The sequence below is a fragment of the Virgibacillus senegalensis genome (assembly GCF_000821245.2).
Taxonomy (GTDB): Bacteria; Bacillota; Bacilli; order Bacillales; family Amphibacillaceae; genus Sediminibacillus; species Sediminibacillus senegalensis.
Genome location: NZ_LN611424.1, coordinates 93,832 through 113,466, shown reverse-complemented (window position 1 = coordinate 113,466; position 19,635 = coordinate 93,832). Strand labels below are relative to the sequence as shown.

14 protein-coding genes and 1 pseudogene are annotated in these 19,635 nt (G+C 36.4%); 3 read left to right on the top strand and 12 right to left on the bottom strand.

The features are described from left to right. Window positions 1-35: 35 nt before the first annotated feature. From BN1067_RS04865 to rlmH, 10 genes and pseudogenes are all read right to left on the bottom strand, one after another. A complete protein-coding gene (locus tag BN1067_RS04865) occupies window positions 36-2,231 on the bottom strand; it encodes a hypothetical protein (RefSeq protein ID WP_053217768.1) in 2,196 nt (731 codons plus the stop codon). A 129-nt stretch (window positions 2,232-2,360) separates the two neighbouring features. Beyond that, window positions 2,361-3,386 (bottom strand): restriction endonuclease, encoded by a 1,026-nt coding sequence (locus BN1067_RS04860; protein WP_053217767.1) that lies wholly within the window; start codon window positions 3,384-3,386, stop codon window positions 2,361-2,363. Window positions 3,387-3,530: 144 nt separating this feature from the next. Continuing rightward, window positions 3,531-3,794, bottom strand: coding sequence for a hypothetical protein (locus tag BN1067_RS04855; protein WP_053217766.1), 264 nt, complete (start codon window positions 3,792-3,794; stop codon window positions 3,531-3,533). 12 nt (window positions 3,795-3,806) lie between these two features. Further along, window positions 3,807-6,896, bottom strand: a complete 3,090-nt coding sequence (locus tag BN1067_RS04850) for a type I restriction endonuclease subunit R (RefSeq protein ID WP_053217765.1) — start codon at window positions 6,894-6,896, stop codon at window positions 3,807-3,809. Between the two features lie 17 nt (window positions 6,897-6,913). Continuing rightward, entirely contained in the window at window positions 6,914-8,107 is a 1,194-nt protein-coding gene (locus tag BN1067_RS04845) for a restriction endonuclease subunit S (RefSeq protein WP_053217764.1), read from the bottom strand. Then, entirely contained in the window at window positions 8,104-10,665 is a 2,562-nt protein-coding gene (locus BN1067_RS04840; protein WP_053217763.1) for a type I restriction-modification system subunit M, read from the bottom strand. Before BN1067_RS04840 ends, BN1067_RS04845 begins: the two co-directional genes overlap by 4 nt. Window positions 10,666-11,189: 524 nt before the next feature. Continuing rightward, on the bottom strand, window positions 11,190-11,717 hold the full coding sequence (locus BN1067_RS04835) for a hypothetical protein (RefSeq protein WP_053217762.1): 528 nt from the start codon (window positions 11,715-11,717) through the stop codon (window positions 11,190-11,192). A gap of 1 nt (window position 11,718) precedes the next feature. Next, on the bottom strand, window positions 11,719-13,386 hold the full coding sequence (locus tag BN1067_RS04830) for an N-6 DNA methylase (protein WP_053217761.1): 1,668 nt from the start codon (window positions 13,384-13,386) through the stop codon (window positions 11,719-11,721). Window positions 13,387-13,662: 276 nt separating this feature from the next. After that, window positions 13,663-13,833, bottom strand: a pseudogene (tnpA, locus tag BN1067_RS04825) (IS200/IS605 family transposase); the annotation flags it as partial. Window positions 13,834-14,533: 700 nt separating this feature from the next. Further along, window positions 14,534-15,013, bottom strand: a complete 480-nt coding sequence (gene rlmH / locus BN1067_RS04820) for a 23S rRNA (pseudouridine(1915)-N(3))-methyltransferase RlmH (RefSeq protein ID WP_053217760.1) — start codon at window positions 15,011-15,013, stop codon at window positions 14,534-14,536. A 179-nt stretch (window positions 15,014-15,192) separates the two neighbouring features. Between rlmH and BN1067_RS04815 the strand changes: the two genes are divergently transcribed. The 3 genes from BN1067_RS04815 to BN1067_RS04805 all read left to right on the top strand — a co-directional run bounded on the left by BN1067_RS04815 (window position 15,193) and on the right by BN1067_RS04805 (window position 17,608). Next, a complete protein-coding gene (locus BN1067_RS04815) occupies window positions 15,193-15,552 on the top strand; it encodes a Lin0512 family protein (RefSeq protein ID WP_053217759.1) in 360 nt (119 codons plus the stop codon). Window positions 15,553-15,646: 94 nt separating this feature from the next. Further along, the gene (mgrA, locus tag BN1067_RS04810; RefSeq protein WP_053217758.1) at window positions 15,647-16,639 is read left to right on the top strand and encodes an L-glyceraldehyde 3-phosphate reductase; all 993 of its coding nucleotides are present in this window, start codon (window positions 15,647-15,649) and stop codon (window positions 16,637-16,639) included. A 303-nt stretch (window positions 16,640-16,942) separates the two neighbouring features. Continuing rightward, complete coding sequence (locus BN1067_RS04805) at window positions 16,943-17,608, top strand: hypothetical protein (RefSeq protein ID WP_053217757.1); 666 nt, start codon at window positions 16,943-16,945, stop codon at window positions 17,606-17,608. Window positions 17,609-17,885: 277 nt separating this feature from the next. Here BN1067_RS04805 and BN1067_RS04800 read toward each other — a convergent pair whose 3' ends face one another. Continuing rightward, window positions 17,886-18,485, bottom strand: a complete 600-nt coding sequence (locus tag BN1067_RS04800) for a kinase (RefSeq protein ID WP_053217756.1) — start codon at window positions 18,483-18,485, stop codon at window positions 17,886-17,888. Window positions 18,486-18,652: 167 nt separating this feature from the next. Beyond that, window positions 18,653-19,609, bottom strand: a complete 957-nt coding sequence (gene manA, locus BN1067_RS04795) for a mannose-6-phosphate isomerase, class I (protein WP_053217755.1) — start codon at window positions 19,607-19,609, stop codon at window positions 18,653-18,655. Window positions 19,610-19,635: the final 26 nt, after the last annotated feature.

The window sequence follows — 19,635 nt, the reverse complement described above, 5'->3', positions numbered from 1 at the left end:
TCAACTCCTCTTCAGTGTTATTAAGTGCAATAATTCTATTCAAATTCTTTGATATTTCGTGATTTACTTACCTTCTCTCTAGTAGTTCTAAGTTGTTTATATGCTGACTCCGGTAAAGCTTGAAACTGCTCCGGACCTATAATATTCGTGATCACTTTTTTAAACTCTTTATTATTATTGATTCCAACTAATACGCAGTAGGTTGGTTCATCTTCATATACAACTCTCTCCATTAGAAACCTCTTGCGTTTAACCACATCTTTAAATACTTTATTGGATGCATGAAGTAGGAATATTGATATAATAGGTAACTCACGGATCCTATCTTCTCTTTTATAGTTAAGCGCCATATATGGAGTTAATATTGCTTTACGTCTTCTAAACTCTAAAAGTTTCCTACTCCTAGAAGAAAGAAAATCGCTAAGATTACCTCTAGTATTTGAGTCTAATAGAAGAAGGTATCTAGCAGCTCTGGTGCACAAATAATCTCTTGTGCCATCTAATAAATTGATGAGTTGTTCCAACATGAACTCCATCTCTTGTTTAGGTTTTGGTGCAGGACCTATTAATAGATCAAGGAAACTTTCCCCTTCTTCGTCCTCAAGATCAGAATTGATTTTTCTTGCCATGTAGTCATCAATTTCGTCTCTATGACTAGCAATATATATTTCGCCTATGTAGTCCTCTTCATTAACTATCTCTCTAATACGCGTAGAATAATCATTATAAGCAAAATACATCCCCAGATGGTCCAATTCATCATTAAGCTTTATATAAGGATTCCTAATAGCATGACTTCTTTGATATAAATAATTTAAGAACAAACTTGAAGAATTAAATAGTTCAGGGTACACTCTTAAATCGTTAATGGAAATGCACCATACAGGCAGATCACTATTTTGAATAAATTCTGTTTCTTCTATTTGGGATGCTATTTCGTTGAAATCATCCAAAGTGACACAACATGCTTGGATAAATTCACTTTTTTCAATAGCAGTAATAAGTTTGTAGCGTTTTTTACTCTCTTTCTGATAAATTTCTATCTTTCCTGCCCTCATATATTCTTCATAAAGCCGTACAGATTGTTCATAGGGGTTTTTTGCTAAGTCATTCAGTGACTTTTTGTAGGCTTCTTCATCTGAAAAAGGTGAAACCGGTGATAATGCTCCACCCTTCACTTCTATAATTATCATTACATCATCAAAAAGAATAATACCATCACATTCACACCATTCATACTTTCCATTGGCACCGACTGGTGCTTTATAAAAAATGTTTTGATACATATTTGCTGTAGGCAAAATAGTTTTAAATAGTTTAAAGGGTAGTTCCTCTGATAAGTCTTTTTGAATGTCATTTATCTTATTAGAAACACTCTCTTTTTTCCTCCGCATAGCTCTTAAAACTGTTCTGTAAAAGTTATCTATTAAATTATCAACAGAAAAACAATAGTACTTGTCTCCTATACCAATGAAGGGTTTATATTTTATAGGGGCCTCCTTAATCATTACTTGTATATCATCTTCATAAAAGTCATTGCATTCGCCTTGTTGAAGCGAGAGTTCCTTAATAAACTCTACAGGCCAACCTGTAATGCATTCAACATTAAAATATTCAGCTAAATTTAAAAATACTTCTTCTGACATCTCATCTTCAGGTGAAGCACCACTATCTAACAAAGCTTCCATAAATCCCATAGTACGTAATCGTCTGCTAATTGTTAAAAGACCGTCTACTAGATCAACGCTTGTAATTCCAAAAATCTCATTAAAAAGATCTGTATATGGAGACAGCATATCTGTAAAATGAGCTTTTTCAAAATAGGAATACATTGTTCCAGAAACATTCATTTGCATCCCTTGTGAATACTTAATTAAATCATCCTTCGGTGCAATGTTTACATAAATAGTGGCAGTAGTATATAAACTATTCAGTTCTTCCATATATTCATTTATTTCATTTTTATCTAAGTATCCAGTTCCTGCATTTATGTCACTACTTACTATAAGACTTTGTGTAATATCAATCATTTTGTTCTCAAAAGGCCTTATATCACCGTGAACCGAAGCCTCAATATCCCCAAAATGGTTTAAAAACTTTAGAACATGCAATTGAACCATAGTTATTAGAGGATTTGCGGTAGATATTTTGTTTCTAATTTTTGTAAGGCTATTCTCAATATTTTTCTCCAATTCAGTTGTACTAGTAAAAGAGAATACATTATCAGACATCTATCCATCTCCCGATTCTTTACTTAATTCATTTCCTTTAATACTACAGTCATATATTTAAAAAACTTTATTATCCTTATAAGAAGTAGTAAAAATATTCCAAGTTACTATATAATAGGGCTATCAACATTATTTCATTTCACTATCCAACATCCAAACCCTCTTAATAGGAATCTCCTTCTTAATTTCATCACTAAGCTTTCCATAGTTCTCGAAAATCTGTTGAATAACCGTTTTGGAATCCCACAAACGAACCTTAAAAAACTGCTTAGGAATTTCCTTCGTAACGGATGATTTAAAACCACTCCATGAAACGAGCAAACCAAAGTCTGCACTGTAATTGCTCATTGTTCCGATTAATTGGTCCAATATTGGTCTATCAAGAGGAGTATCAGAAGTTTTTACTTGCACACAAATCTTAGGATCTCCAAAACCTAATGTATCTGATGCTGCTAGTATATCTACACCATGATCAGCACCTTCCGGACTTCTGTACGTTGTAAATCCCTTTGCCTTTAAGATTTCTTCAACCAAGTTTTCCATATTGTGACCTTTGAACCTTTGGATAATTCTTTCAGATATTTGATCATAGATATATTCTTCCAAATCAATAGAGACTGTTTCTTCATTTTCCTCAACAAGTTCTTTCACATTCTTATTTTTTGGAACATGCCAATTATTGTTACGCATTTCTTTAATTCGTTCTTCTGCATTATTTCTATGTATTTTACAAACCGTCATAAAAGCACCTAATGAATATAATATATCCTGATCAAAACGATCCCTTGGTATATCTTTGGCAATCCACTTTACATTGCGATAATGATAGTAAGGACTTCCAAGTGATTCATCATATACATAATCACCATTAACCTCACCAATATGAATTGTGCGATTAAATTTGGAAGGCAAGACTACTAAATCACCTTGTTCCATCGCATGTGCAATCGGCCAAATTTGGGAGGCCCAATTTATCGCTGTTTTTTCTTTATCTAAATCATAATGATCAATTAATCGTTTATATAGAATTTCCTTTGATTCAATTTCCTTTAAATCTATATTAAGGTCATCCCACGTAAGATAGACTCTTTCATCATCTAGAAATTTGTTTTCAAACTCCCCTTGTTTTCCGGCACGAAATAACCAAACTGTCATAAAAATGTCCACTCTTTCTATATCATTTAGATAAATTTAAAAATGCCAGTCACCTCATAAAGTTTTAACCTAAACTTTCTAAAAGTGACTGACATTCGTTGTTATAAACCTTGTCTATATCGTTTCATGGTTGTTTAAATTAAACTAAGCTCCACTAATTTCTTCTGCATTTCGATAAATCTCATCAGCAATTCCCAGGATCTTTCTAGCATCATCCATATCTTCTTTAAATAAACTCACAATACTTCCAACCGTTCGAAATGGTTCTTGTTGTAGTACCTTCTTATCAAGCGTTCCGTTTTTTACAACATGAGGAACATGGGGACAGGAAACTTGTCCCACATTGTTAAATACAAACTTATCGAAAAATTCACCTGTCGCTGCGTCCCCTTTATGAATTGTGAACAAGAATAGCTCTTTCTATTTATACTTCTTTTTAATTTTTGGTACAATCTCCGGTAGTACTTTCAAGAGTTCCATATTATGTTCCAATAGATTACTTGTTTTTGGATTATCAATCAAATCATAATCAACATTACTTGTTAATTCATCGATATAAGGAATATCCTTTGGATTCACTGGTGAATAGGTTTCTACCGACTTCTCAAGAATTATTTCATTAAGTCCCCACTCTCGGGATACTTTATAAATTTCATCTTTTAATCTGCTTCGCTTCCATGCTTCATATGCTTCATCAAAGTTCACATCACTCGAAACATTTCCAGGTTCTAATTCCTCTTGAACAAATTGCTTCAATAGCTCAGCTTGTTCAAAATCACCCATATTACTTAATTCTTCAATATGTTGATAAATAATTCGTAATGTTTCTGCATCAACTGTTTGTTTCCCATCTGTTGATTTCGCTTTTTCCCCGATTAATTGAATAATATAATTCGCATCAATTTTTTGTGTACCAGCTAGTTTTGCTTCACCTAATGGTAATACTGGTAACGCTACTGGATCATCGCCCTGATTATCATCTCTTGTTAGGTTTCGATATGCACCAACATAACGCAGCCATTCATGCTCTGTTATATCGAACACTTCGTCTACCCAGGCAAATTCATAATATTGTTGAATTGTATTTAATTGACCGTTTGCTTTTTTAAAAGCTTTTACAAAGATTTCCTTTGCCTCTTCATCTTTTTCTAACAATTGCCATGCTGTTGGATCTTGTAATATCTGTATCACTTCTTGTGAGTATTTTACAAATTCATCTACTGCTACAGGATAGGGTTCTACAATTGCTTCACTACTCTTTCCGCCACTTCCATATAAAATTAATGCATCATTAACTGTTTCTTCCGTTATTCTTGGGTACTGGAAGTTGACAATCGTACCAAATTCCTTTTCTTTCCCGTAAATTCGATTTGTGCGTGAATACGCTTGAATTAATCCTTGTAGTGCAAGTGAACGATCCACATATAACGTGTTAATAAATTTAGAATCATAACCTGTTAGTAACTGATCTGCAACAATAACAAGGTCAATGTTTTTCGGATTCCGACCACTTCCACCGCGTGTTGCCCGTTCAACGACATCTTCATAATATGCATCTTCTCCTCGTCGTTTATCACCGTATGCATATTCAATTCCAGTGAAGGCTGCATAATCTTTGAACATCGTTTTAATTAATTCTGGGTCGGTAGGTTCTTTATCTGCATCTGTTCCAAAACTAAATGTCATTGCTACGTTAATGGCAATATCATCTCGTTCAGCTAATTGCTTTTTAAACTCTTCATAGTAAGCTATTACTCGATGTTTAAATGCGACCGTTAAAATGGCATTGAAAACCTTATGTTGTGATTGGTCTTCCCAGTTGTTTAATATTTCCTCAACTACTCTCGGAATATGTGTCTCATCATGATAAAACAATATTTTACGTTTTTTTGCTTCTTTTTCAACTTCTAACTCAGAAAGTTCATATACTTGTCGTTCCAGTTTTCTTTTTGGCACGTCTGGTTGTTCAGCTAGTTTATATTCAACAATTTGTTCACGTAATGTATCGTAACTTTCAAACTCTCCGGTATTTATGTAGTCAACATGAAATCCTAATACGTTTTTATCTACAATTGCTTCATCTATCGTATATTGATGCAATAGTGGTCCGAAAAGCTTTTCTGTTGTATCGATGAGTTCACTCTTCTCATTGATCATTCCTTTAATCTTATTCTCGTCAAATAAGGGTGTCCCAGTAAAACCATAAAACAGACCATTTTTCCGGAAGTAGTTTTTAATGGTTACCATCATGTCACCCATTGTCGTTCGGTGAGCTTCATCAATAATAAAGACGATTTTCTTATTTGCTAAACTTTCATCCTTCGCTTCAAATAAATCTTTCACAAGATTATTTAATTTAAACGTTGTCGTTACAACGATACCTGTACTAGCAGATGATAAAAGTTTACGTAATTGAAATGTGTGTGCTGTATCATCAACGGTTACTGATTCGTATTGTGCATATGCTTTGAAATTATCACTCGTACGACTGTCGAGTTCCTTCCGATCTACTAAGAAAACAACGTTATCAAATCCTGCTCTAGTCGATAAAAATAAAGCCGTTTTAAAACTCGTGATTGTTTTACCTGAACCTGTTGTATGCCAAACAAATCCACCATGAGGTATTTTATCATCATTATCCCACCCTAGTGCAGCACCTTCGATAGCTTGCAGGGCATGTACTTGATAAGAGCGTAATAACATATGTTTACGATTTTCCACTTCTTTTGCTTCATCAATGACTAAATAATCGCCAACTATTTGATGTGCCATCGGAATCATTAAAAAGTGATCAATGACATCTTCCCAATGATTAATCGGTCGATTATATTTGTCTGCCCAATGAAAAACAAAACTTGGATTAAACGCTTGAATTGACTTTGGTGTCGCAAAATAACGTGTGGCTACTTCAGATGTCATCACCATCATTTGAGAAAATGCCATGAAATTGTTCACATATTCACCATCAGTATAATAACGTTTTAATTGGTTAAATGCTTCTTCTAAGGACTTATCTGTACGCTTTTGCTCAATATTTATGAGTGGCAGTCCATTAATGAGTAAAACAATATCAAAACGATTTCCGTTCGGTGTTTCTACTTCTCTTGCGATATTATAGCTCGAATCTCCACCACGTACTTGTGCTTTTTTAAATATTGTCAATGTAATTTGTTCACGTGTAACGTCTGGATGGGAATCTCTATAAATGCCATCAATTTTTCCATTCGATTGTTCCATTGCTAATAACTTTGCCGCTTCATAACTATTATCAATTTGTGATACTTTTGCCATCACTTGTGCAAATTCATTGTCTGTTAAAGGAACACTCTCCAAGACATCTGCATTTATTCGGTTTAGTTCCTTGCGCCAATGATTGACTAAATCTTGTACAGTTACTTTTTGTTTATTTCCATCAAGAAAATCTGGTGCTTTCCATTTGTATTGTTGTAATTTAGCAACGAACTTGTCTTGAAAAGTTTTCTCAGCCGCATTCTTACGTCCATTACTCATTCGCTACCCCTCCTTTCTTACACAAACATCTCTTCTAAATAAGCCTCTTTCATTTTCTTTAGCTTTTCTAGCTTTTTTTCTTCGGTTGTAATTTGATCATCTAAGTTTGTAAAGAACAACGATAACATTTCTAGCTCTTTTATATTATTTGAAATAGGTATTTCTATGTTTGACATTACATTATTCATAAGCTTTGGATTTCCAACCTTAGAAACATGTTTCCATGCCTCTAAATCAAGTATTTCAGCGACAGCTTTACAAGCGTATCCTTCTTTAGAAATAAGGACACCATTAACATTTGTACTATAGAATTTACCTTCTCTGTAATTAACTGTACCTGCATTAGCTCCATCAGTAGTCCAGGTAATAGCTGTGTCAAATAAATAATCAGAATAATAACCTAATAGACCATTATTTTGGGTTTGTGAGGAATATACCGGATAATGTGAAATCTTACTCTGTTTTTTTTCGATTTTTGTTGTTGAAAGTACATTACCTCTTGTCACTTGAAAAATATCCCCTACTCTTCGTCTTACCCATTTCTCTTCAAATCCCTCAAATCTTCTTCTCGGTACCGTTTCGCCTTCTTGTGGGAACATTTCTGTTAAATAAGCAGACTTTAATGCTTTTACTTTAGCAATCTTCCGTTCTTGAATTGCAATTCTTTCATCTAAAACCTTAAAAAACTCACCGATTTTTTGTTGTTCGGCATAACATGGAATCTTAACTATGAATTCACTTAATGCCTCTTTAGTTATTGTTTTAATCGTCCCTCCAGGTGCTTTTTGTTTCTCAATATCAAATAATAATTGAATGATATACGCAAAATAATAAGTATCAACCTGAAATTTATAGCTTTCAAAAATAAGCAAAGTCCTGTCTACATAAGACGGATATTGTGTAATAGCAACCCTACCAATACTTCCCTGCAAGGTAACTAATACTTTTCCTTTTTCAACATAAACACTACTCGGTTGTGCTAATTTACTAATCCTCTGCTTTGTATTATTAACTAGTTTTAAATTTTTGGCTACATCTACCACTTGAACAAATGGCATCCCATTTATTTCATCGTACCATTTATCTTCCCCATAAGGCTGAGGAAAAGATCCTCTACGATAATTTGCAATATCATCAAGCTTTTCCTTTCTCCATCCTCCTTTAAGCCCCTTAAATCTTCTTTTAGGCACTAATTTCTTTTCTTTTATCATTTCGTCACCACCAGTTCTTGTAGCATTGCTTCAAATTGGGCTTCTAGTGATTTACTTTCTGCTTCAATAGTTTCTAACGTATCAGCATATCTTTCCTTTAACTCTTTCAATGTATCCAGTTCATTTTTAAGAGGTACTTCTACAAGTTTTGTGATGGGTCCTGTTAATTGACCAAACCATTTTTTATACATAAGTTGATCGATTTCTTCATTCGTTAAATTTTCAATTCTTTCTTCAACTTGTTCAGTTAATGATTTTTCTTTTTCTCTAATCGCTTTGTTTAAAGATGATCTTTCATCCAATAGTTTTCTAACCTTATCTAATAAAACATATTCTTCTGTATCTTTTGCAACCTTCTTTAATTCTGCTTTTACTGCTGATAAAGTAAAGTCGTCTTCTCTAGCATTTAAAGCATCTCCTAAGATTTGCGCTTCTTCACTTTCTTCTACTTTTGCCGCTTCAACGAGTTCATTTATTTCATCATTAATAGCTGCTAAAGCTTCTTTTTGTGTTTCCACATCACGTAGTTCTTCTGTATAGAGCTCCTTTAATATAAGTTCATTCGGTACAATTGCTCCAACCCAACCATTTTGTTCTGTTCGCTTCGTTTTACCAGAACCTTTTGTAACCATATTCGCTTCGCGTGTCTTTCCGACTGTGTAAAAGTCACTAATCGCAATTTTCTCTGTATCTTGGGATAGTATATTTTCCCATAACTCCGCAATAATTTGATAACCATCATACGTATTAACGTGATTAAATTGTTTTAATAGCTTTTTAATTTCCGATAACATTTCTTCTTTTAACGGTTCAATATCATTCACATCAGCTACTGTTTTTAACTTTTCCCAATATGTATTCATATAGGACTCTGTTACTTCTTTTAATGCTTTGATTTTATTTTGTACGTTTACATGTGTTAGCACTTCTTCTCTTAAATCTATTACTGATTGTGTTAATTCCACATAACCTGGACGTACTTCAGTAAGCGCATTATATAAAACATCTTTCGTCATCTCGTGTAGCACTGTTAGTGTATTAATTTGACTTAATGGGATGCCTCCATACAAATGTGCATCTACATCATGGGTAATATCTTCTTCTACCGATTCAATATAACGTGGGATATTTAAATTATATTCATTTTCTTTGATGTCTTTTCTAGTTGCTTTATAACTATATCCCGGTTCACTCGTACGTTCGATATATGTATCTACAATTTTAGCGATATCTTTCTCTTGTAATGCATTTTGCTTTCCTTCTTTTACAAACGATTTAGAAGCATCAATTATAAGAACAGGATCATCTAGCTCTCGGTTCTTTTTCAGTATTATTACCGTTACAGGGATGCCTGTATTTGTAAATAATTTATCTGGCAACCCAATGACTGTATCAATATAGTTATTATCTAATAGTCGTTTACGGATCTCCCCTTCCGCACCACCGCGGAATAACACGCCATGTGGAAGTACAATTGCCATCGTACCTTCTTGACCTAAATGGAATAAACCGTGTAATAAAAATGCATAATCACCTTTAGAATCTGGTGGTAAAACTCCTGCAACTTCAAATCGTGGGTCTGTTACTTTTAGGTCTTCTTGATTCCAATTTTTAACTGAGTATGGTGGATTCATAACCACCGCATCAAACTGAACACCTTCATTTGGAAGTTCTGGATCTTCAGGCCAATCTTGCCCTAATGTATCGCCATTTTTCACAGTCATTTTTTCCGGTCGAACACCGTGTAATAATAAATTCATTCGTGTTAAGTTATATGTAGCCGTATTTTTTTCTTGCCCATAATAATGGAGATCTTTTTGGTTATCTTCTGTTAAATGTCGACTAACCGTTAAGAGTAATGAACCTGAACCAACAGTTGGGTCATAAATCGATTTTACCTCCGTTGTTTTAGCAACAATTTGTGCCATGACTTCACTGACTTGACGTGGTGTATAGAACTCTCCGGCTTTCTTTCCTGATTCCATCGCAAATTGACCGATTAAATATTCGTAAGCATCTCCTAACACATCACCTTTTTGAAGTGCAACCATATTTAAATCAGCAAATAATTCAATTAATTTACGAATATTTTTACTTCGCGCGTTCAAATTACTTCCTAAAGCAGTGTCTGTTAGATCAATCGTAGAGCTAGAGAAAAGTCCTTTAAAATCATCGATATCTCCAGTTGTAGCAACAGTACGTTCGAAACTTTGTAAGCTCTCTGTTACCTTGTCTAATTCAAACGTGCCTTCACGAATATCTTTTAACCATGTCTGGTATAAGTGTTTAGGTAAAACATAATATCCAAGGACATTTTGAATCATATTGATGAGATTGTCCCCATAATTTTCATAAGCCTCTTCATAAGCTTGAACAATTTCTTCCTCATTCCCTTTAGCACCACTTGTTTTGACAAATGTTTCAAGTGTTTTATCACTAAGGAATTTATAGAACATTAAACCTAACATATAATCTTTATAACGGCTGGCATCCATTGATCCCCTAAGATCATTAGCACCATCCCATAATCTTCTTTTAATATCATCTGATGTAATCATGTTCTTTCTCCCTCAATTATATTTATTTTTCAATCAGAATATAAAAATATTGTCCACTCGATAAGGAAGGCTTCGACAATTTTTATGCAATACTTTTTAAAGTGATATACCATCTCAACACATCCGTATCGTCATGCTTCCAAAAAGTTACTCGCTTTTGTAAATAATCGGTGGTTATGGTTTTTCTTGATTTATAAACTAAGACTTTTAACCCGATTTATAATTGACAATAATATCTTAGGATATCATGTTAACGTGATGATTTCATTTAAATGTTGTTCATTTCTTAGCTATTATTGAAATAGCTTCATTCGTTTGTAACAATCATTTCTTTTATAATCTAGGCTACGACATTCTTGTTAGCAGTTCAACATCAATCACCTGTTAAATTTTTTTCTTATTTAGAAGATTTACTAGATCCTTTAACTCTTGAGAGACTTAGGAACAGGAACCTTGTCCCACATAGCCAAATACATACTTGTCGGCCCATTATTCGTGTCCCTGCGTCCCTATAAGATAGGAGTTTAATCTACTTTTAAAAATCCTGTTTTAACTTCTTCCTCAATCACTTCTGTTAAACTGTTTCGTGTTATTTTCAAGCTTTGATTTGCTGTTAACCTAACTACTTTAGGAAAGCCGTCTTCATTTTCCATCATATTAATAACACTCGAGTAATTCCCTTTATCACGAGTTGAGTGTGGAATTGGACCAAATAGAATAAGTCTATTTTCTGGTCTATGACTTAAACGTTTAAAATTAAATTTTTTATATTCATTAAATCCTAAATGCAGTTTCACTCTATCTTTGTCAATTCCTTGTTTTTTAAATATCTGATAGATAACATGTTCCTTAACATTACTCTCTCCAAAAATAAGTATATTTCCGTTTGGATAAGTAAAGCTGTTTTCTTGTTCTGGTAGCAAATCAATTAAATTATACTCATTTAACGTTATTCTTAACGTTCTTTCGTCAGTAGCTTGTATAATTTTTCGAGTTAAAATAGACGAGGCTTCAGTAGCGATGTCAAATAACAACTCTTGGTCTACTTGCATTCTACCTCACCTCCATAATATTATTCTTTTCTTCTTCAATTCGCTTAATTCTCTCTAAAGTAACTTCTTGTTCTCTCTTCAATAAATCATATGCTTTTCCAATTTTATTTTGTTCCTCTTCTGTCAGCACTGGAATCATAATTTTTTCTAAATCTCGTATACTTATAGTTTTCATCATGGTTCCTTTTTCGTATTTCTGTAGTTCTCTCATACCAAATTCACTTTGTAAATAAGCTTCAAGGTACTTTGGATTGATTTTATTTTCGTCAATCTCTAAAAAGTATAAGTTACCGTTAACTAATATTTGTTTTTCTTTTTGTTCAATAGATGCCACTTTAAATGGAGACATCTTAGATATAATTAATGAATCATTTTTTATTACATGTTTTTCTAATGATGGATCAATTTTCTTTATGAATGGCAACTTCTTATCCACTATACCATTTGTAAAATTGTTCAAAGCTAAATATTGGTACGGTGTAGATGTTTCCGACTCTATTTCCTTTAAATTTTTATTAGAAATCATTGCACCACGATTAATTGTTTTGACAACATCTTTTAATTGTACTGTATTTTCATAAGGTAAATCTGGAATTAAATAGCGTTTGGAAGAAAATATGAAATCTTCATTTTCTATAACTTCAAAATTACAAGTTTTACTTAACTGTCCATCAACCTCTATTGCTTTGATGATTTTTTCAATATCGTCATCTTTTAAAAAAGTTTTATGTTGTTTTTTAGTGCCCAGTTTTGTCGCATCAACAAATGAAACATTCGAATTATTTTTACTTAAAACAAGCAAACTTACTGGTATACCTGAATAATCCAATAAACCTCCTGGGAGATCTATGATTGCTTCAATTAAACCATCTTTCATTAATTGTTTTCGAATTAGCGCATCACGATTATTAACCAATGGAGCCTCATTCATTACAACTACTACTTTTTCAAAGTTTGAATGTAAAACCGTATCTAATACGAATAACCAAGTACTATCATAATTAGGAATTAATTCTTCGTATGCTGTCGCACTAAATTTTTTATTAAGTACCTCATCGTATATATCTTTTGACACCCTAAGTCCCAGTGGTCCATTTATAAATACCTTGTTTGCTTCGAATACACTGATATCTGTTTTAAGAGCATTACCTAAAATAATATTTGATGTATCTTTATTCATAATGTCTAGTAATAGTTTCGACTGAATATATGCCTGAGAATTAATTTCTACACCCATTAGTGCTATATCTTTTTCTATCGACAATTGCGCCAATGTAATACCTAATCCTGAGCAAATATCAAGTATTGAATCTTTATTACGAATATCAAGTAGTCGATCTGTTAATTTTATAATACTGATAGGCGTTTTTTGTATAGTGTTCTCTCTATTATCAAATATTGATGTTTGTTCTATAATCTCTAACCATTCCTTATCTGATAATATTGATATCTGTTTAAATTCTTCTATTAAATCACTATTCTCCTCATAAACATCTTTTAAAGCCCATTTTACTTTTTCATCTTCAATATTCGTGAGTATCTCCTCGAACCCTAATTTTCGCAACTTTTGACTTAAATATAAAGCAATAAACTGTGAGTAAGGTTCCTGTTTACCATCTCCTCTTGTTTCACTAACTACTCTCAATAAATCATTAATTTTGTTCTCCAATAAAAACACCTCCGTGGTTTTTATAAACCAAATTTAATCTTGGTTTAAATATACCATCGACGTTTGTTTTTGTCAATGGTTTATATATACCAAGATTGTGATGCCGATATTTTTAAGATATTTATTGTTCTAAAACTTGTTACATAAATGAAAAGAGTGATCACCAATTTTTGAAATAACAGAAAATTATATAAGTTTAACATGAGGCATTTACATGTTCTAAATCAAAACCACCCGTGTGAACTGGTGGTTTGCTCTGCGGCTGAAAGCCTCTGAATCCGGGCAGGCATTTGCTTCATGGATAATTACGCCTTTCCGTTCACATAAATCTCTTATAATTTGACCAATACTCTTTTTATACTTTCCATAAATGACTTGTCTTCTGTATTTGGGAGCAAAGACTACGTGATACTTACAATTCCATGTGGTATGTGCTAAACTGTTCATGTCCTTCACAGGGCATACCTCCTTCTTTGGTGAGATGAAGTGGTCGGGAAACCAACTTTATCCTACCATGAAGTGAGGTTTTTTTATTACCACGCTGTAAGCTCTCCGGAACCCCCGGCATAGCCAGGGGTTTTCTAATTCATTAAGAAAAGAGGCTATTCCCGTTAGATAGGAATAGCCTCTTATGTCAGATTACGAATTACTACACATCATGTTAAGCATCTTAGTACTAATCGTATTTGAGTCGCTGTAGTTATCATTAATATACAATAAGTTAAGATATATACCAAATTCTCCGGTAAATAATGTTGCCTAAAGTTATTTAACTGACTGTTATGTTCCAGAAAGGCACTATTCAACAGCTGGCTAATAAAATGGCATTCTCAATTATTCCTTTTCACCTAAACGATGAAGGTCTTCTAAATCAATGTGATGCACAACATCTTTAATACGTCGATTTCTTGTACTTTCTCCTTTAGTTACATGAACCTCTTTAATTACAGAATGAAAAACTTTTTCTTTTCTTCATCGGAGAGTGTTATGATAACCTTATTCTCGTACTCGCTTTGTTGATAAACTCGAACTGGAATTTGATTTTTCTGAAGTAAATGTATCCAAGACTTTTACATTTAAACTAATCCACACTCTTTACCGTGAATCAAATGATAAAATACCACTATGCCTTGAACTTTTTTTGCCTCTATTTATGGTACGGTTCCCCCCGATTAATCCGAAACGCCCGATAAACCTGCTCTAACAACACCAATCGCATTAACTGATGAGGAAACGTCATTTTCGAAAAAGATAGAGCATAATCGCTTCGCTTCCTGACTTTACCGCTTAGCCCCAGCGATCCGCCGATGACGAGGGCTATTTTGCTTTTGCCGTGGGTAGCTAAATTGTCCAATTTTTTGGCAAATTGTTCAGAGGTTAACATGTCGCCCATTATTTCCAGGGAAATAATATAGGAATCTGTCGAAATTTTGGAGAGGATGCGTTCGCCTTCTTTTTGTTTGACGATTTCCATGTCTGCTTCACTCAGGTTTTCCGGGGCTTTCTCGTCCGGGACCTCGACCACTTCCACTGTCGCATAGGCTCCCAGCCGCTTGGTATACTCCTGGATCCCCTGCTTCAAGTATTTTTCTTTTAATTTCCCTACTGCTACAATCGTAATTTTCATGATTTCCGTCCTCTCTGTTTCCGTTCGGGTTCGCTTATGGCTATTTTACCAAAAATCCTTTTTCTTCCCTAATCACCCTGACATGTTTTTCTCCGAATTTTGACGGGAAATAGAATGATATGTGAACTGTATCTCGCTTTTGGCAAGATCTCTATTCACTTGGAAGGAGAGATTTTCCCATGGATAAAATTCTTTTCGTACAGACCGGAACAGGTATCGATGTGCATGGCCAGAATATCACCAAGGCGGCTGTCCGGGCAGTGGAAGATGCGATACTTTCGAATTCGATGCCCGGCATTGAACAGAGCCTGCCGGAGCAATCGCTGGAAAACATGAAAGTCAATGTGCGTCTCGCCGTACCGTTAGACAGGCAGCAGCTCGATAAGGAAGAAGTGAAAAAGGTGATTCCGTTTGGATCCGCAACGGTTGAATCGACGGATGGCGGAATGGCAACCTCAAGCGGCATCATCCTCGAAGAAGAGAACGATGACAACGATTTGATGTATATCGTCAATGCCGCTGTCGAAGTCGGTTATTGATACTAGAAGCTCCCTTGATAAGGGAGCTTTTTTTCGTTTCAAAAAGGATTTTCCAGACAAACAGCGAATCGATTTAGATAGGAGGAATGTTTATATGGCATACACACCAAATGAAAACCGTTATGAATCGATTGCTTATAACCGCTGCGGCAACTCTGGTTTGAAGCTTCCGGCCATCTCGCTCGGCCTCTGGAACAACTTTGGTGGAGAGGATGTTTTTGAAAACCAACGAAAGATGATCCGTAAGGCTTTTGACCTTGGTATTACGCATTTTGATTTGGCCAACAATTACGGACCGCCTCCAGGCTCTGCAGAAGAGAACTTCCGGCGCATATTGGAAAAAGACTTTGCCGGTTACCGGGACGAAATGGTCATTTCCACGAAAGCAGGGTTCACCATGTGGCCCGGACCTTATGGCGATTGGGGCTCGAAAAAGTATTTGGTCGCAAGCCTCGACCAAAGCTTAAAGCGCATGGGACTCGATTATGTTGATATTTTTTACCATCACCGCCCAGATTCGGAAACACCTTTAGAAGAAACGATGGCTGCACTCGACTTGATCGTCCGGCAGGGAAAGGCGTTGTATGTTGGAATCTCCAACTACAATGCCGAAGATACCGAAAAGGCGATCGACATTTTGGAACGACAAGGAACGCCGTTTATCATTCACCAGGCTTCCTATTCGATGCTGAACCGTTGGGTCGAAGATGGATTGACCGATCTGCTGTCTAAGCGTGGTGCCGGATGCATTGCCTTTGTACCGCTTGCCCAAGGCTTGCTGACGGATAAGTACTTGAACGGCATTCCAGCCGACTCACGGGCGGCCAAACAGTACATCCGCTCACTCAATGAAAAGGATGTTTCTCCAGATGTCATCGAAAAAGTGCAGCAGCTCAATGAAGTAGCACGTGACAGGGGTCAGTCCCTCGCCCAGATGGCGCTTGTCTGGGTGTTACGGGAAAAGGCTGTCTTTTCTGCTTTGATCGGTGCCAGCAAGGTATCGCAAATCGAAGAGAATGTGAAAGCCTTGGAGAAGCCTGATTTCACCGAGGCGGAGATTGATCGGATAGAAGAAATTTTGAGATAAAATATATACCCGGATTTTCCCAAGGCAGGATTAATTACCGTTGCCACCTAGAAAACGCTCAGAGCTAATTACTTCTCTGGGCGTTGCGTTTGATTGTTCCTTTAATAGTTAAAGCCGACAAAATAGGTTGCGACAATCTTCAGATTCTTTATGACCATGACGCCGCAAAAAGCTGGGATCCGTAAAAGATAAATGGAAAGCTGCTGCATACAATACAGAACAGAAGGTCGTTTCAAAGGGGGCATTTCTCTTTAGGGCACCCGTGAATGTCTATTTTTGTAATGCATTTAAGGAGGGGATGGGATGTTTGCAATCCTTGCGGTCGGATTGTTTTTAGGCTTGTTGGTTTTTGGCTTCTTTTTTATTCTTTCAAAATTTATAGGGAAGTATTACTTGGCCCCGCTGCTGACATTTATCACAGCTTTGTCGATAGTTTGTTATAGTTTTTTCTTTGTTAGAGGATTTGACGGGATGGGTTATGTATTTCTCGCAGGGGGCATCCTTCTAATTGGTGTAGTGGGAACGATGGCATTGCCCTCGTTGACTAAATCGTCGAAACTTACAAAGGTTTCTATTTGGGATAAAATCGGTCTATTCGTGTTACCGGTGATCCTTTTGACAACCATATTCGTTGTGAATATACAGGATGATGATTATTGGATTATCGATGAAGGCCATGCCGTTGCAAATGATGAAACGTACAGTCATTATCGCGTCTCCACGATTTCTGAAGGAAACAAACAGATTTATGTAATTCTGGGCGAAGAGTATATCGGTACAAAAATGGAAGTGGAGGAAATTGATCATAACGAAAGTACAGACGTTGTCTTGAGTGTAGTTGAAGACGAAAGCAATCCGAACAAGTCCCCGTATATTTATATAGGGCTTGATGAAATCAAAGAACCTTTAACCGTCCGCACGATAGAAGGGGAAGAAATTCAGTCGGCTCTTGAGATTAGTAATGAATAGAATAAGCATCTATAACCCCATATGCAGGAGTTTTTTTATTGGCAGACACAACTGTCTTTTCTCTGGAACCAAACGATCAGGGGCGTGTGCAACTCGTAATAGAAACATATAGGCAGTTTGCATCATCCAACACGTTCTATCCGCTCTACGCTGGCACATTCATGCACCTCTTTGAAAACCAATTATGTTGTACCACTCCCGACGTATGGTGATGACCCGGAGAACTGGATGATCCCTCACGAATCTGCTCGGACTAACTGACGGACAACGATCTCTTTCAATTCCGGATGACGATATCTGCTTGCTCGAGTGGCGAAACGGTTTCCAAATAATAGTCTTCCGCTTTCCAATACCGCTTTTCAAACTTTTCTCTGTCACTTCTTGCTGCATTGCTTTCACGATGGAATCTCTTTTCTCTGGGGCTATCCAGATAAATCATGAAATCGTAGTAATTCCTCCACTCTTTTCTTTGTAAAAATACCCCTTCGATGATAATTAGGCAGGTATCAGGAATGTTGACTGTCTGTATTGATTGCGTATCGGAACGATCGTCATACGTCCGTAACGGTAGCTCGGTTGTGTCTTTGAGTCTTTCGAATAGATGCTTTCTAAGGTACTTTATGTCCCATTGCAAATAATAATACTCATACCACGCTTCATGTCCAGTATGGTAACGACTTTTCCGCTCGACAATATAATCGTCTATGTGGAAAACACAAACCGGAATTTTTTTCTCTTGCATGTGCCGTTCAATGGATTGCACAAAGGTGGTTTTCCCGGCACGGCTTAAACCATCTATTCCGATGACGACCTTTTGATTTTGTTCCACTTCCGGGAACATTTCTACTACATTTGATATGTTCTCTTCCAAGCCCATCCCGCCCTAATGCTTATTGACGATCCTTCCCGTTTGTTTCCGGACCATTCTTCCTTCATTTTACCATGAACTTGCCCCATTCTTATGGGATATCAAAAGGATACATAAAAGTAAAAACAGGCCAAACCATTGCGATTCAGCCTGTTTTTTCTCCTGGTGCCTGTTCCTTATGGATGGGAAACAATAAACGACGCTTTTCCGGATAAATGATAACGATCGACCGTAGATGGCAGAATAAAGTGGTCGCCTTTTTTCAGGGAGAAAGTTGTTCCTTCCACGGTTATTTCCCCTTCGCCGTCCAGTACGCTCACCTGCAGGAAGTCCTCTTCTACAGCTTGGTCGACTTCTCCGTCCAACTCCCAATGGTACACGGTGAAATACTCTTGCTGGACGAGACGATGGGAGGTCAGACCGTCTTTGCTTGTTTGTTTTTGCTCGATATCGACTGTTTCATGTGGAACGGTCGAAACGGCGATCGCAGAATCTAGGTGCAGCTCTCTTGTGTTGCCTTGATCGTCGGTCCGGTCGTAATCATATACCCGGTAGGTGATATCGGAGCTTTGCTGTGTTTCCAAAATCACGATGCCTTTTCCGATGGCATGGATGGTGCCGCTCGGTACATAGACGAAATCGCCTGCCTTCACTTTTACCTTTCGCAGCAAGTCATCCCACTGGCCGCTGTCGACCATTTCTTTGAATTCTTCGCGGCTGCCGGCATGGTGGCCGAAAATAATTTCTGCATTCTCTTCTGCATCGATGACATACCAACATTCGGTTTTGCCGTACGGTTCACCCTCGACTTCTCGTGCATACGTGTCATCCGGGTGTACCTGGACAGATAAATCGTTGGCCGCATCGAGGATTTTCACCAGCAAAGGATAGTCTTCCCCGCCTTTGGCTGCCTCGCCGAACAATTCGCCGTGCTGTTCCCAGGCATCCTTCAACGTACTGCCTTGCAAAGGGCCGTTGACGATCCGGCTTGGTCCGTTCGGATGGGCGGAAATCACCCAGGCCTCTCCGGTATGGTCATAGGGAATATCGTAGCCAAATTCCGTTTTCAATTTTTGGCCGCCCCAAATCCGCTCCTGAAAAACGGGCTCTAAAAAAATCGGTTCTTTGTACATCGTTTTCCTCCTTATGTACGTATTAT